This window comes from Streptomyces sp. NPDC002888 (genome assembly GCF_042888465.1).
In the GTDB taxonomy this organism is placed as follows: Bacteria; Actinomycetota; Actinomycetes; order Streptomycetales; family Streptomycetaceae; genus Streptomyces.
On the sequence record NZ_JBIAPU010000011.1, the window covers coordinates 266,924 to 280,808 of the forward strand.

Below are 13,885 nucleotides of genomic sequence, written 5' to 3' on the forward strand. Positions count from 1 at the left end.
CGGGGTCGTGCTGAGCGGTGCGGATGATCAGCGTTCGAGCATCTGTGCCTGGGCTTCGGTGTGGGTGTCACCGGCGGCGGGCGGCAGGCTGCCGAGCTTGTCGAGCTGCTCCGAGGTGAGGGTGATGGCGTCGGCGGCGGTGTTCTCCTCGACCCGGCTGACCCGCTTGGTGCCGGGGATCGGCGCGATGTCGTCGCCCTGGGCGAGCAGCCAGGCCAGGGCCACCTGCGCGGGCGTGGCGCCGACCTGGGCGGCCAGGGCCTGCACCTCGTCCGCGATCGCGAGGTTGCGCTGGAAGTTCTCACCGGAGAAGCGTGGGTTGTCGCGCCGGAAGTCGGAGGCGTCGAACTGGTCGGTGGAACGGACGGTGCCCGTCAGGAAGCCGCGGCCCAGCGGGGAGAACGGCACCAGGCCGATGTTCAGCTCCCGCAGGACGGGCAGGACCCGCTCCTCGATGCCACGCGTCCACAGGGAGTATTCCGACTGCACCGCGGTGACCGGCTGGACGGCGTGCGCGCGGCGGATCGTGTCCGGGCCGGCCTCCGAGAGGCCGAAGGCGCGGACCTTGCCCTCGGCAATCAGCTCACCGACGGCGCCGGCAGTCTCCTCGATCGGAGTGTTCGGGTCGACCCGGTGCTGGTAGTACAGGTCGATGTGGTCGGTGCCCAGCCGCGTCAGGGAGCCCTCGACGGCGGTGCGGATGTTGGCCGGGCTGGAGTCCAGGTTCCAGGCGTCGTCGCCGGCGTGGGAGACCAAGCCGAACTTCGTGGCCAGCACCACCTGCTCCCGGCGTCCCTGCAGCGCCCGCCCGAGCAGCTCCTCGTTGGTGTAGGGGCCGTAGATCTCGGCGGTGTCGATGAGCGTGATACCCAGCTCCAGTGCCCGGTGCACGGTCCTGATCGACTCCGCCTCATCCGTACCGGAGCCGGTGTAGCCGTGGGACATCCCCATCGCGCCCAGACCGATCCGGGAAACCTCCAGGTCACGCAGCTTGATGTAACGCATCTCGCCCTCTTCGCATCGTGGCGTCGCCCGACACCCTCAGCGTCGTCCGGGCCGGCAGATTGTGCCTGCGGTGGCCACCGGCGGGATCCTGGGTGTCGGCGTCTTGCTCATCAGTTTCGGCCGGATTGCGCCGGTGTGGCAGGGCGGGCTCTTCGGGGGTAATGACAGGGCCCCCCTCCCACCTGCACCGCAGGCAGTGACCCGGGTGAGACTGGAGTCATGGCATCCGAGAGCGCGAACAGCGAGGGCGCCGAGCTGGGCCGCTACATGCGCGCCCGCCGCACCCAGACCAGCCCCGAACACGTCGGTCTCACCGTCGGCGCCGGCATCCGGCGCACCCCAGGCCTGCGCCGCGAGGAGCTGGCCACCCTCGCCGGCATCAGCATCGACTACTACGTGCGCCTGGAACGCGGCAAAGAGACCCGCCCCAGCCCCACCGTCCTCGACTCTCTCGCCCGCGCCCTGCACATGGACGACCAGGAACACCAGCACCTGCGCGAGCTCGCCGCCCGGGCCGCCCGCTACGTCCCCAAGTCGCCGCCCGCGCCCAGCCGCACGGTTCGCCCTCACCTCAAACTGCTGCTGGAATCACTGCGCCCGAACCCGGCGTACGTCATCAGCCGCAGCATGGACATGCTGGCCTGGAACCCCGGCGGCCTTGCCCTCTACACGGGCCTGGACGACTGGCCCGCCACACAACGCAACCTCGCTCGCTACCTGTTCCTGCATCCCGCGGCCCGCGACCTCTTCTCTGACTGGGACCGGCAGATCACCGCCTGCGTCGCCCGCCTGCGCGCCATCGCAGGCACCGCCCCCGACGCCCCCGATCTGACCAGCCTCGTCGGAGAACTCCTCCTCAAGAGCCCGGATTTCGCGGGACTGTGGGAGCGCTACGAGGTGACCGGACGTAAGCCCGCGCACAAGACGTTCCAGCACCCGCAGGTCGGCACGGTAACCCTCACCTCGCAGTCCCTGCACGTGGAAGGCACTCCCGGTCAGCGCATCGGCGTCTACACCGCCGAACCCGGCAGCCCTGACCACGACACTCTGCTCCTGCTCGATATGACCGCACCGCGACCGGCGGCACGCCCACGGTGACAGTCAGTCTCCGTCCAGGCGGAGGCGAAGCCGCAGCGTGTCGCCATCGTCATCGAATGGGCGAATCGTCTGTGGCCGGAGAGAAGCATCATGAGTATGGAGACATCCAACGCGTTGTGCGAAGAGGCATTTCATGAGCTCTTCCAGATACCCGTACCGTCCGCCTCATGGAGTGGAATTTTCAGACGGCCGAAGACCTCGCGGCCGTGCCGGTGAAGTGACCTCGGCGGAACTGACCGACGAGGCGATCGCCCGTATCGAGCGGGACGACAAGGCGATCAACGCGATCTGCGTGCCGGACTTCGACCGTGCACGGGCCGCCGCGGTGCCGACCAGGCGCGCGCCCGCGGTGAGGACCGGCCCCTCCTCGGCATTCCGGTGACGGTCAAGGAATCCTTCAACATCGCTGGGCTGCCCACGACCTGGGGCATGCCGCTACACCGGAATTACCTGCCGGCCGAGGACGCGGTGCAGGTGTCCCGACTCAAGGCCGCAGGCGCGGTGGTACTCGGCAAGACCAACGTGCCCGTAGGGCTACAAGATGTGCAGAGCTTCAACGAGATCTACGGCACCACCAACAATCCGTGGGATCACGGTCGCACGCCGGGTGGATCCTCCGGCGGATCAGCGGCGGCCCTGGCGTCCGGATTCGGCGCGCTGTCCATCGGCTCCGACCTCGCCGGTTCGCTGCGCACCCCCGCCCACTTCTGCGGTGTCTACGCACACAAGCCGACCCTCGGGCTCGCGGCGAGCCGCGGCATGGTGCCGCCGAGCGCGCCGGCCTTGCCGACCGACCTTGACCTCGCCGTCGTCGGTCCGATGGCCCGCACTGCCCACGACCTCACGCTCCTGCTCGATGTCATGGCCGGACCGGACCCGCTGACGCTCGGTGTGGCGCACGACGTGACGCTACCGCCCGCGCGCCACGAGCGGCTCTGCGACTTCCGGGTCCTGGTCCTCGAACAGCATCCGCTCATTCCGACCGGGTCCGCTGTGCGGGCGGGCGCGAACCGGACGAGCGTGCCTCGGGCAACACCGTACTGATCTGCGTCTCGCGTTCCTGCGGCCCCCGGCTGGTGCTCCACCTCTGACGGGGAGGGCAGCCGCACGAGGACTCAGTCGTCGGGTCTGGTCGTCTCGCTCGGCAGGAACCTCTGGCGAGCCCAGAGGCTCAGCAGTGCCGTTCCGCCGACGAACAGCGGCACCGGGTCTCGGGCAGGCGGAGCCAGCACGTATCCCAGCGCCGTGGCCGTGCAGACCGTCAGGGGAATGAACGCCGCCGCACCCTCCATCCCCCGTCGCAGCGCGGGCTGAGCGGTGCCCAGGGCGCTCGCCCCACCAGGCACCCAAGGGCCGACAGCGACCACCAGCAGTCCCGCGGCAGCACAGGAGTCGACGAGCTGACAGGACATCACCGCGGAGCCGTGCGGGCCGACCGTCCACAGTCGCAGGGTGTCGCCGATCAACATGAGGGACAGCCCGGCGATCCCGACCCACAAGGTGGCTCTCTGGTCGCTCCGTACAAGACGGCGCAGGGCGAACAGAAAACTGAGGAACACGACTTCCGCGGCCCACAGGACACCGACCATCCCCGTCCCCAGCCGCCAGCCGTCACCGGCCCCCCGCAGCAGTACCCATCCCGTCATGAACACGGCCCCTGCTGTGACGACCCCGTCGAGCACGCGCCGCAGCAACACATGCCGTCTTGTGCCGGCATCGGCCGCGACCACCAGACCGGCCATCGCCAGGCCGACCGTCAGCGTCACTCCGGTGACCACCACCGAACCCAGCAACGATCGCGCGTCCCGTCCCGAAGCCGCGGGCTGAGCCGACAGCACGGTGACCGCCCCCCGGTACACACCTCCGGCCACCGCGGAACCCCCCAACAACAGCAGACGCGTCCGCACCCGTCCGCTCGTTCCCCTCGCGCGGAACATCAGGGAGGCCGCCAACCCCCAGCAACCGGCGGACGGACCGAAACCCACCATCCGCTCCGCCCCGCTCCCGGCCGCCCACGACCCGCCGAACGTCACCACTGTCCCCACCAGACATGCCACGCCGACCGCGCCCCACGTCCGTGCCCAGGACCGATGCCGGCGGCCCGCCCGGATCCTGAGCACGTCCGGCGACTTTCCCAACCCCGACATCAGGTGCGCCTCTCCACCGGTCCCCCGTCCGCAGGGCCTCCCCCGCAGCCCCCAGATCCACTCAGAAACCGTAAAGAATCGCCAGCGGCCCCGAACGGAACCATCGGTTCATTCACTCGTACTGCGTAAGGGAGGAGAAATCACTGACCCTCCGCTTCGCGCAGCCCTCGTCTCGGCAGAGAATCCGGGACGCCTTCCCGTCCGGCCTGCGGTGTACTCCGCTGTGAGCACCCGGCGATGTAGCCGATGGGAGCAGCGGAGTTGCCCATCTCGTCAGGGATGCCGTGCTCCTCGATGCCCACCGGGCGCAGGCTGGTGCCGAGACCGGATTCCAGCGAGCGATAGGTGGACACGTGGGCGACGCCCTTGCTGTCCTGGAGTTCGTGCCAGGGGTTGACGTCGAGGACCGTGCCGCTCGCCTTGGCGTCCGTTTGGAACGAGCTCATCGGCCCTGTTCTCCCGAAGCTGCCGCGAGGTGACAGGTAACTCAGCGTGTAGTTAGGGTCTTGGCTTCTGTGCGAGGTTGAGGAACCTCGTTGCCGGTGAGGACGGCGAAGTCGTCGTGCGCCTGGGCGACGGCTTCGGGGTATGCCTCGCGCTTGGCGTACTCGGCGAGCGCCCGGTAGATGCTGGCGATGGAGGGATTCTGTCCCTTGCGTTTGCCGGTGGGGATGAACAAATCGGGCTGGATCTGCTCGACGGATTCGCCGAGGGCCCGGCGCCGCAGCACAGTGTGAAGCATGTCCTCGGTGATGACGGGTGGCCGCCCACCGTGCTTGTCCTTGCGGGCCGCGGTGTCGAGTCCCTCCAGTGTCGACTCACGGATGTTCTCCCGCTCCGTCTCCGCCATCGCCGCGAAGAACGCGAACAGCAACTTCCCCGGCCCGGTGGGGTCGTAGATGCCCGGCAGGGGTCCGGAGAGCATCTCCAGGACCAGGCCGTGGGCAGTGAGGTGGTCGGCGAGCGCGGTGAGTTCGGCGGCGTCGCGGCCGAGGCGCTTCATCTCGTACACGGTGAAGATGACCCGGCAGTGTGGGGCGTGCGCCTTGACCTCCCGCGCCGTGCGCAGCGCCTCCTCGAACCGGGGGCGGACCCGTACGCGGGTGCTGATCTTCTCGCTGAAGATCTTGTCTCTTGGAATGCCGTGCTTGCTGAGCGCGTCGAGTTGGGAGTCGAGTTCCTGGCCGAGGGTCGAGCAGCGGGCGTAGCCGATGCGGATGTCCGCGCTCGGCAGGTCCGTGTCGATTGGCGCCGGTGGCGGGCTGCCGGGCCGCCAGGGCCGGCCCGGGCCGCGGTCGGCGGGGGTGGACACCCGTAGTGCCTTCTTCAGCCGGGGCACCTTCGTGAAGCGGCGGGTGTGGTAGGCGGAGGCGACGGCGCCGCCGCGTGAGCGGCACGGCGAGCCGGGCTGAGCGTCACACTTCGGACAGCCGTGCTGTTCGACGTCGTCCGAGTCCGACCGGTCGGCCGGGGGGAGTTGCTGAGGGTCCGTCATGGGTCCGGATGTTCGCACAATGCAAGTCTCAGAAGGGGGTCCGCCCTACTTTCGAGTGAGACCGGGTTCTGCGAACGAATCCGGGATCGGCGGGGGTTTGACGGCCCGCTCTTGATCTTGCTCGCGCAAAGGACCGTTTGTGAGAGTAACCGCGTGTGTCAGTCTCCGAAGTCGGCTGCGCAGATGACTGGAGTCAGGTGCACTGAGCACCGCGTCCGATCGTGGGCCGCCGGCCCCTGGCGGCTGCTCAGTCGGGTGGGACGGCTGGGTCGATGATCCGATACCCCACGCCAGGTGTGGTGGCGATGACCGGAGGGTCGCCGAGTTTGCGGCGCAGGCGGCTGATGGTCACCGTGACGGTGTTGGTGAACGGGTCGGCGTGTTCGTCCCAGACCTGTTCGAGGAGGTTCTCCGTGCTGAGGAAGGCGGGGCTCGCGTTCAGGAGGGCTTCGAGTACCGCGAATTCCTTGACGGAGAGGTCGAGTTGGTGGCCGTCGCGGCTGGCGGTGCGGCGCATCGGGTCGAGTTCGATGCCCGCCGTGCTCAGGGTGCGGGACCGGGCGGCGGGGCGGCGGCGGGCCAGTGCGCGGATGCGCAGGACGAGTTCGGGAAAGTGGAAGGGCTTGGCGAGGTAGTCGTCGGCGCCCAGGGTGAGGCCGCTGACGCGGTCGCCGGGTGAGTCGGCGGCGGTCAGCATCAGGACCATCACGCGGCCGTCCCGCTCGATGATCATCTGGCAGAGGGTGTCGCCGTGGATGCCTGGCAGGTCGCGGTCGAGCACGACGACGTCGTACGCGTTGACGTCCAGCTTGGCCGCGGCGTCGAGCCCGTCGTGGGCCACGTCTACGGCCATGCCCTGGTCGCGCAGTCCCTCGGCGATGACTTCGGCGAGGGGGCGGGCGTCCTCGACCACCAGGACTCTCAACGCGCCACGCCCGTCTCTGTGTCGGGGGCTTCCGCCGTCGCCCTGCCGTCCGTACGGGGGAGGGTGATGGTGACGCGCAGGCCGCCGTCGGGGCGGGCGCGCAGGTCCAGGGTGCCGTGGTGGGCCTGGGTGATGGCCGCGACGATGGAGAGGCCGAGGCCGCTGCCCTGGCCGGTGCCGGTCCGGTCGGCGCCAAGGCGGCGGAAGGGTTGCGCGAGGTCCGCCACTCGCCGCTGATCGAGGACCGGTCCGCTGGACTCGACGACGAGGGACACTGCGCCTGCGTCGTCTCTTTCGGCCCGTACCGCGACACTGATCCAGCCCCCGGGGTCGTTGTGCGCGATCGCGTTGTCGACCACGTTGTCGGCCACGCGGCGCAGCAGCGTCTGGCTGCCCCACACCCACGCGGAGTCGTCGCTCCGGTTTTCGCGCACGGTCAGGCCCTTGGCCGCGATGTCCTTTGCCCGTCCGGTCAAGGCGGTCAGCGCGAGTTGGCCGAGGGCGAGGCGCGCCGAGTCGGTGAACTCGCCGTGCTGGGTGCGAGCCAGGACGAGGAAACTCTCCAGCAGCCGGTCCACCTGGTCGAGTTCGGCGCGCATCCGGGCGGCCAGCGTGGCCGTGGTCTCGGGTACCGGGCCCGGCTTGGCGAGGGCCACGTCAAGGGAGGCCCGCATCGTGGTGAGCGGGGTGCGCAGCTCGTGGGAGGCGTTGGCGACGAAGAGGCGCTGGGCGTCGAAGGAGCCCTCCAGGCGGCCGAGGAGGTCGTCGATGGTGTCGGCGAGGTCCTTCACCTCGTCGCCGGGGCCGCCGATGGCCAGGCGTTCGTGCAGGCTGTCGGCGGTGATCCGGCGGGTGGCCGCTGTCATCACGCGCAGCGGGCGCAGCACCCGGCCGGCGACGAACCAGCCGAGGCCGACCGAGATCACCGCCATGACGCCGAGGGCGATGGCGGAGCCGATCAGGATCTGCCGGGACTGGGTGTCGTGCGCCTGGGTCAGCTGCTGCTCCAGCTCGTCGATGCGGCCCTGGGCCTGTGCCGCCGTGGCGGGCTGATCGGTGCCGCCATCGGGGGCGGTCTGGCTGGAGCGCGATCCGCCGGATGCCACCACGGCCGCGATGGCGAGCAGCGCCGTTCCCGACAGCAGGAACAGAGTCACGTACAAGGCGGTGAAGCGGGTGCGGGCAGTGCCACGGCGCAGGCCGAGCCGGGCAGTCAGGCCCGCGAGCCGTCGGGGCGGACCCCATTTCATCCGCATGCTCCCCTCTCGCCACCGCATCAGGACACGTACCGGGCCAGGCTAAGCCGAGGCGCCTAACAGCGAGATGACAGTGGCCGTTCGGCCCCTGTAACTCGCTCCGTCACAGGGTGGGGGCCATGAGCGATGAGAGTACGAAGGCGACGATCGAGGTCATTGGTCTGCGTAAACGCTTCGGGCCGCAGCTGGCTCTGGACGGTATGACGTTCACCGTGCGGCCCGGACGGGTGACCGGCTTCGTCGGCCCGAACGGCGCGGGCAAGTCCACCACCATGCGCGTGATCCTGGGCCTTGACGCGGCTGAGGAGGGAAAGGCCCTGGTCAACGGGGTGCCGTACCGCACCCTGCGTCGCCCGCTTCGGCATCTAGGGGCGCTGCTCGACGCCTCCGCGCTGCAGCCGAGCCGCACCGCCCGTAACCACCTGCTGTGGCTGGCCCACTCACAGGGCTTGTCGGCCCGGCGGGTGGACGAGGTCATAGAACAGGCCGGCCTGGGCACGGCGGCCCGGCGCAAGGCCGGAGGCTTCTCGCTGGGCATGCGCCAGCGCCTGGGGATCGCGGCGGCGCTGCTGGGGGACCCGCCGGTGGTCATGCTGGACGAGCCGTTCAACGGCCTGGACCCTGACGGCATCGTGTGGATGCGCGGCTTCCTGTCGTCGCTGGCCCGGCAGGGCCGCGCCGTCCTGGTCTCCAGTCACCTGATGAGCGAACTCGAAGACACCGCGGACCATCTTGTGGTGATCGGCCGCGGCCGGGTCGTCGCGGACACCAGCGTGTCCGAGCTGCTCGCCGAGGCGGCCGGCGGCCGGGTCACCCTCCGTACCTCCGCGCCTCCGCGCGCCGCCCAGGTCCTGCACGGTGCGGGTGCCACCGTTCTCGCCACCGGCCCCGACACCCTCGGCGTCACGGGCCTGCCCGACGAGGAGATCGTGGTACTGCTCGCCCAGAACGGGGTGCCGTTCTCCCAGGTGTCCGCGCACCGGGCGACGCTCGAAGAGGCGTACATGGAGCTCACCCGGGACGCGGTGGAGTACCGGGGCATCCCGGCGGGGGAGGCTACGCGATGACCGCCACCGTCACCCCTCGCCCCTCGGCCACGAGGCGCGCTGAGCAGAGTGGGTTCCTCAGGACGCTGCACGCCGAGTGGACGAAGTTCCGTACGGTACGCGGCTGGGTCCTCGCCATGGCGGGGGCGCTCCTGGTGACGACCGTGGTCGGCCTGCTCGGCACGGCCGCCCCCGCCCCCGGCGGTCGCGGCGCCGACGCCGCCTCGTACCCGAAGGGCCCCGGCGGCGAGGCCGTCAACGACAGCTTCTACTTCGTCCACAAGACGCTCACCGGTGACGGCACCCTCACCGTTCCCCTGCGGTCGCTGACTGGTGTGGCCGACACCGGGACCGGCAAGACGGCCCAGGGCGCCCAGCCCTGGGCGAAGGCCGGGATCATCGTGAAGGAAAGCCTCACCCAGGGAGCCCCGTACGCGGCGGTCATGGCCACCGGCGGCCACGGTGTGCGCATGCAGTACGACTACACGCACGACACGGCGGGCCCTTCCGGCAAGGTCACCCAGGAGTTCCCGCGGTGGCTGCGCCTGGTCCGCTCCGGCGATATCCTCACCGGTTTCTCCTCCACCGACGGCTCCCACTGGAGCGAGGTCGGCCATGCGAAGCTGCCGAGGCTTGCGCGCACCGTGCAGGCCGGGCTCTTCGCCACGTCACCGCAGGCGAAGCAGGACACCGCGGCGGGCACGGGCTTCAGCCCCGCCGTGGCCACGGGCACCTTCGGCCGCCCCGTCCTCACCGGTGGCTGGTCCCAGAGCGCGTGGAGCGGCACACAGATGGGCGGCGACGCGGGCACCTCCGGCAGCTACACGAACACCACCAAGGGCGGCTTCACCCAGACCGACGGCGGCGGGTTCACCGTGACCGGGGCCGGTGACATCGCACCGGTCGTCGGCGGGCCCGTCATGGGCGTCGGCTTCTCCGTCGAGAACTTCCTCGTCGGCACCTTCGCCGGGCTGATCGTGGTGATCGCCGTGGGCACGGTGTTCATCACCGGCGAGTACCGGCGCGGTCTGCTGCGTACGACCATGGCGGCAACTCCCCTGCGGGGCCGGGTGCTTGGTGCCAAGGCGCTGGTGGCCGGGGGCGTCGCGTTCGCCATCGGCCTGGTGGCCGCCGCGATCACCATTCCCATCGGGGAAAGCAGCGCGCGCGGCAGGGGCTTCCATGTCTTCCCCGTCACGTCGGCGACCGAAGTGCGCGTCGTGGTCGGCACCGGCCTGCTCTGCGCAGCCGCCGCCGTGCTCGCTCTCGGCGTCGGTGCCCTGCTGCGGCGCAGCGGCACAGCGGTCGCCCTGGTCATCGCGTCGATCGTGCTGCCCTTCCTGCTTGCCACCTCCGGCGTACTGCCCCCGGGCGTCTCGGAGTGGCTGCTGCGGGTGACGCCGGCTGCGGGCTTCGCCATCCAGCAGACCCTGCCGCAGTACGCGCAGGTGCTCAGCGTGTACGAGCCGTCGACCGGCTACTACCCGCTGGCGCCATGGGCCGGCCTCGCCGTGCTGTGCGGATACGCTGCGCTCGCCTTCGGTCTGGCCGTGGTGCGGCTGCGCGGGAGGGACGTATGAGTCTCCTGAGAAGTGCACGACTCACGAGCACGGCTGACGGCGCGTGGCGAGGGGGCTTCGGCCGCGCCCTGCGCGCGGAGTGGACGAAGCTGCGCACCGCAGGGGACATGGGCAGGTTGCTCCTGCTCGCCGTCGCGCTGACCGTGGCCGTCGGCTGCGGCACCGCCAAGGCCGTGAAGTGCCCGGATGCAGGGTGCGGCCAGGACGCCGTCAAGCTCGCCCTGACCGGCGTCACCGTCGGGCAGGCGGTCATCGCCGTCTTAGCGGTGCTGGCCGTCAGCGGCGAGTACGGCACCGGGATGATCCGCACCACGCTCACGGCGGTGCCGAACCGGCTCACCGTCCTCACCGCCAAGGCGACGGTCCTCGCCACGGTCGTCCTGATCTCCGGGACGGCTGCCGTCCTCGCCTCGCTCCTTGCCGGCCGCTACATCCTGCCCGGCAACGGATTCATTGAGGCCCACGGCTATGCCCCGCTGTCCCTGGCCGACGGCTCGACCCTGCGCGCGGCCGTGGGTTCGGTCCTCTACCTCGTCCTGATCGCCCTGATCGGTCTCGGCGTGGCGACGGCGGTGCGGGAGGCGGCGACCGCCATCGGGATCGTGCTCGGGCTGCTCTATCTCTTCCCGGTCGTCACCCAGGTGGTCAACGACCCGGAGTGGCAGCGGCACCTCCAGCAGATCTCGCCCATGACCGCCGGACTCGCGGTCCAAGCCACCGTCCATCTGCACGAGCTGCCCATCGGCCCATGGGCTGGCCTGGGCGTGCTCGCCATGTGGGCCGCGGCCGCGCTGCTAGTCGGCAGCCTGCTGCTGCACAGGCGCGACGCGTAGCCGAATCGAGCCGACCACGAGCGCGGCGGCCTCGGGCCCCTCCCCGGCCCGGCGCCACACCCGGTCAACGATCCAGCCGACCGGGAGCGACGCCGGGCGGGCGGGCCTTCAGGTTGCCGACCCGGACCCACCGTCCGCCGCCGAATCGGACGGCTTCCGCCTCGGGCAGGGTGCGGGGGCCGGGCACTATGGACGCCGTGGCGGCGAGGGCGAGGTGCGAGTTCATGTCCAGCTCGAACCGGCCGTAGGGGTTCACGTGGGTCCAGAACAGTGGGGACAGGGCCCGCCGGTCCGCGTCGGTGAGCCGCTTCTGCCACCTCTCCTCGCTCAGGATGTCCTGGAGGAGCAGGGTGTTGACGTGCACCAGAGCGGACTGGAGCAGGTGCAGAGCGAGCATGGACACCTCCTGGGACTCCTTGTCGGAACCGGTCAGGTCGCCGTCCTTGCCGTAGAACAGGTCGTGGTTGGCGGAGTTCCAGTTCTCCACGACCTGGAGCCCGTCGTTGATCTCGCGCCGCAGGTCGGTGTCGGCGAGGTAGTCGCAGATGAACGCCGTACGCACTGCCCGCCCGAGTTCCTCAATCGCGCGATAAGTGGGGTGCTTGGGCCCTCCGCGGGTGAAGCGACGCAGGACCTGCTCAGCCGCGGCCGTGCCCAAGCGCAGGGCGGTGGTGTACTTCACGATCTGGTCGTACTGCTGGCGGATCAGGTCCCAGTCGATCGTCTTGGTCGACAGCACCGGCGCCAGGTGCGGCCACTTCTCGTCCTCCCCGGCCGCCGGCCGGTACAGCCGCGCCGAGCCGACGTTCTTCAGCCTGGGGAGCAGGTTGAAGCCGAGCATGTGAGCGAAGGCGAACCCGACGATGGAGGCGCCGTGCGTGTCGGTGTACTGCCGGTCGATCTCCACATCCGTGCAGTGCCGCAGGACGCCCTCGATCATCGCGGCGACCTCGGAGGCCGAGCAGGATTTGAGCTGGCTGTAGACGCATAGCGACTTCTTCTCGACGTGCCAGTAGATCATCACGCCGGGACCGCGGTACCGCTGGTGCCACTCGGTCATGAAGTTCGAGCTCCAGGAGCCGAACTTCTTGGAGTCGCTCGCGCAGGCGGTGCCCTCGCCCCACCACGCGGCATCGCGGGCGGCGAAGGTGGCGTTGACTAGCCGCACCAGCGCGGCGCGCAGGTTGGTCCGGTTGACGAACAGGTGCCGTACTCGGCGCAGGACGGCCTCGCTCTCGCCGTGTTTGCCGGTGACTGCGACCCGTTTGATGCCCATGTTTGTCCCCAGGGCGAACAGCACCAGCAGCAGGCGGCGCCGAAGCACCGCCTTCGGGACCGCCTCCCTGGTGGCGACCGAGGTGAACTCGCCGGTGAAGCCGGTGGCGAACTCGGCCTCCTTGAGGATGTTGATCAGATCGATGGTGCCCCAGCGTCGTTCGATCTCCGCCTTCAACGCCACCAGGTTCCTCGGCTCCTCCTGCCTGCCCAGCGGCGAGACCTTGATCCACGGCTCACCGTGTCGGCGGACGATGTCCACCCCGCCAGTGGTGCCCAGCTCCAGCGCGGTATCGAAGCGGGTCAGAGCCTCCCGCAGCCGCTCTTGAAGCGCCTCGATGAACGCGTGCGGGTCCTGCGGCTGGCGGATAGCGTCGTAGTGCACATCGCGGTTGTCCTCGAAGTCCGGCGGCAGATCGTCCTCCGGGTTCCGCCACCGGTTCGCCCCCGGCACCCAGATTTCCCGCCGCCGCAGCGCGTCCCGCAAGCTCACCAGCACACACAGCTCGTAGGGGATGCGCTCGACCCGGCCGCGCTCATCCACCACCGCCTTGCGCCACTCCTCGCGCACCACCCCGCCCAGTGGGATCTTCTCCGCCTCGTCGAAGAACGCCCCCTCCTTGGCAATGGGCTGATCCAGGTACCGCTTGAGCAGGTCGATGGCGTCCATCACCGGCCGGTAGGCGGTGTTGTTGCACTTCAGCTCCAACGCGTTCAGCAGCGGCGAAAGCATCCGACGCCAGTGGTTGGAGTACGACGAGCGCAGGACCGTACGGACTCGCGCCCGGTAGCGGGCCTCGTTCGCCGCGGCCTCCGCCGCCAGGGCCTTCAGCGTCGACTCACCGGCCACCGGATAGATCACCTTTCGGACCGTGCCGCCCGGCTCGGCCACGGCCGCCTCCGCCAGCCGCAGCAGGATGCCCTCCTTGCCGCGGACCCGCTCCAGCTCCTTGTTGAACTCGCCCTCGACCTTCTTCTCCGCCCGCGTGTTGATCTTCTGCACGAGTTGGATGAACAGCTCCACCAGCGAATCGGTGATCTCCGTCTCCCGTACGTGGCACAGGGTGGCCAGCAGCGTGTAGCGCACCGGCCCCGCCGCCGCCCGCAGGTCCGAGGGGTACTCCTTAGAGGTCGTCTCATTTGGTCCGGTAGATAGTGTGTCTTCGTGGGGATCGTTGAGCGCCTGGTGCCGGATGAGATGTGGGAGCTGTTCGAGCGGGTCGTG

The 13,885-nt window shown here is 69.9% G+C and carries 11 protein-coding genes and 1 pseudogene; 5 read left to right on the forward strand and 7 right to left on the reverse strand.

Going from position 1 to position 13,885, the window contains the following annotated elements:
- Positions 1 to 27: 27 nt before the first annotated feature.
- Positions 28 to 1,005 carry an aldo/keto reductase gene (locus ACFYWX_RS20250; protein WP_389425421.1) on the reverse strand — a complete coding sequence of 326 codons (978 nt, stop codon included), beginning with the start codon at positions 1,003 to 1,005 and terminating at the stop codon, positions 28 to 30.
- Between the two features lie 219 nt (positions 1,006 to 1,224).
- Here ACFYWX_RS20250 and ACFYWX_RS20255 point away from each other — a divergent pair, with 219 nt between their 5' ends.
- Both ACFYWX_RS20255 and ACFYWX_RS20260 read left to right on the forward strand, forming a co-directional pair.
- The gene (locus tag ACFYWX_RS20255; protein ID WP_389425422.1) at positions 1,225 to 2,103 is read left to right on the forward strand and encodes a helix-turn-helix transcriptional regulator; all 879 of its coding nucleotides are present in this window, start codon (positions 1,225 to 1,227) and stop codon (positions 2,101 to 2,103) included.
- Positions 2,104 to 2,270: 167 nt separating this feature from the next.
- Positions 2,271 to 3,123: pseudogene (locus ACFYWX_RS20260) on the forward strand (amidase family protein); the annotation flags it as partial.
- A 95-nt stretch (positions 3,124 to 3,218) separates the two neighbouring features.
- Here ACFYWX_RS20260 and ACFYWX_RS20265 read toward each other — a convergent pair.
- The 5 genes from ACFYWX_RS20265 to ACFYWX_RS20285 all read right to left on the reverse strand — a co-directional run bounded on the left by ACFYWX_RS20265 (position 3,219) and on the right by ACFYWX_RS20285 (position 7,920).
- A complete protein-coding gene (locus ACFYWX_RS20265) occupies positions 3,219 to 4,010 on the reverse strand; it encodes a hypothetical protein (RefSeq protein ID WP_389425423.1) in 792 nt (263 codons plus the stop codon).
- Between the two features lie 380 nt (positions 4,011 to 4,390).
- On the reverse strand, positions 4,391 to 4,696 hold the full coding sequence (locus tag ACFYWX_RS20270) for a hypothetical protein (protein ID WP_389425424.1): 306 nt from the start codon (positions 4,694 to 4,696) through the stop codon (positions 4,391 to 4,393).
- 41 nt (positions 4,697 to 4,737) lie between these two features.
- The gene (locus tag ACFYWX_RS20275) at positions 4,738 to 5,745 is read right to left on the reverse strand and encodes a recombinase family protein (RefSeq protein ID WP_389425425.1); all 1,008 of its coding nucleotides are present in this window, start codon (positions 5,743 to 5,745) and stop codon (positions 4,738 to 4,740) included.
- A gap of 247 nt (positions 5,746 to 5,992) precedes the next feature.
- Positions 5,993 to 6,670: a response regulator transcription factor gene (locus tag ACFYWX_RS20280; protein ID WP_389425426.1), complete on the reverse strand. Its 678-nt coding sequence runs from the start codon at positions 6,668 to 6,670 to the stop codon at positions 5,993 to 5,995.
- A complete protein-coding gene (locus ACFYWX_RS20285) occupies positions 6,667 to 7,920 on the reverse strand; it encodes a sensor histidine kinase (RefSeq protein ID WP_389425427.1) in 1,254 nt (417 codons plus the stop codon). Before ACFYWX_RS20285 ends, ACFYWX_RS20280 begins: the two co-directional genes overlap by 4 nt.
- A 125-nt stretch (positions 7,921 to 8,045) precedes the next feature.
- Between ACFYWX_RS20285 and ACFYWX_RS20290 the strand changes: the two genes are divergently transcribed.
- Genes ACFYWX_RS20290 through ACFYWX_RS20300 form a run of 3 tightly spaced genes read left to right on the forward strand, consistent with a single transcriptional unit; the run spans position 8,046 to position 11,385 of the window.
- A complete protein-coding gene (locus ACFYWX_RS20290; RefSeq protein WP_389425428.1) occupies positions 8,046 to 8,993 on the forward strand; it encodes an ABC transporter ATP-binding protein in 948 nt (315 codons plus the stop codon).
- Positions 8,990 to 10,552, forward strand: a complete 1,563-nt coding sequence (locus ACFYWX_RS20295) for an ABC transporter permease subunit (RefSeq protein ID WP_389425429.1) — start codon at positions 8,990 to 8,992, stop codon at positions 10,550 to 10,552. The genes ACFYWX_RS20290 and ACFYWX_RS20295 overlap by 4 nt, the downstream gene beginning before the upstream one ends.
- Positions 10,549 to 11,385, forward strand: a complete 837-nt coding sequence (locus ACFYWX_RS20300; protein ID WP_389425430.1) for an ABC transporter permease subunit — start codon at positions 10,549 to 10,551, stop codon at positions 11,383 to 11,385. Before ACFYWX_RS20295 ends, ACFYWX_RS20300 begins: the two co-directional genes overlap by 4 nt.
- Before the next feature lie 64 nt (positions 11,386 to 11,449).
- Here ACFYWX_RS20300 and ACFYWX_RS20305 read toward each other — a convergent pair.
- On the reverse strand, positions 11,450 to 13,885 hold a 2,436-nt coding region (locus ACFYWX_RS20305; protein WP_389425431.1), incomplete at its 5' end, for a Tn3 family transposase.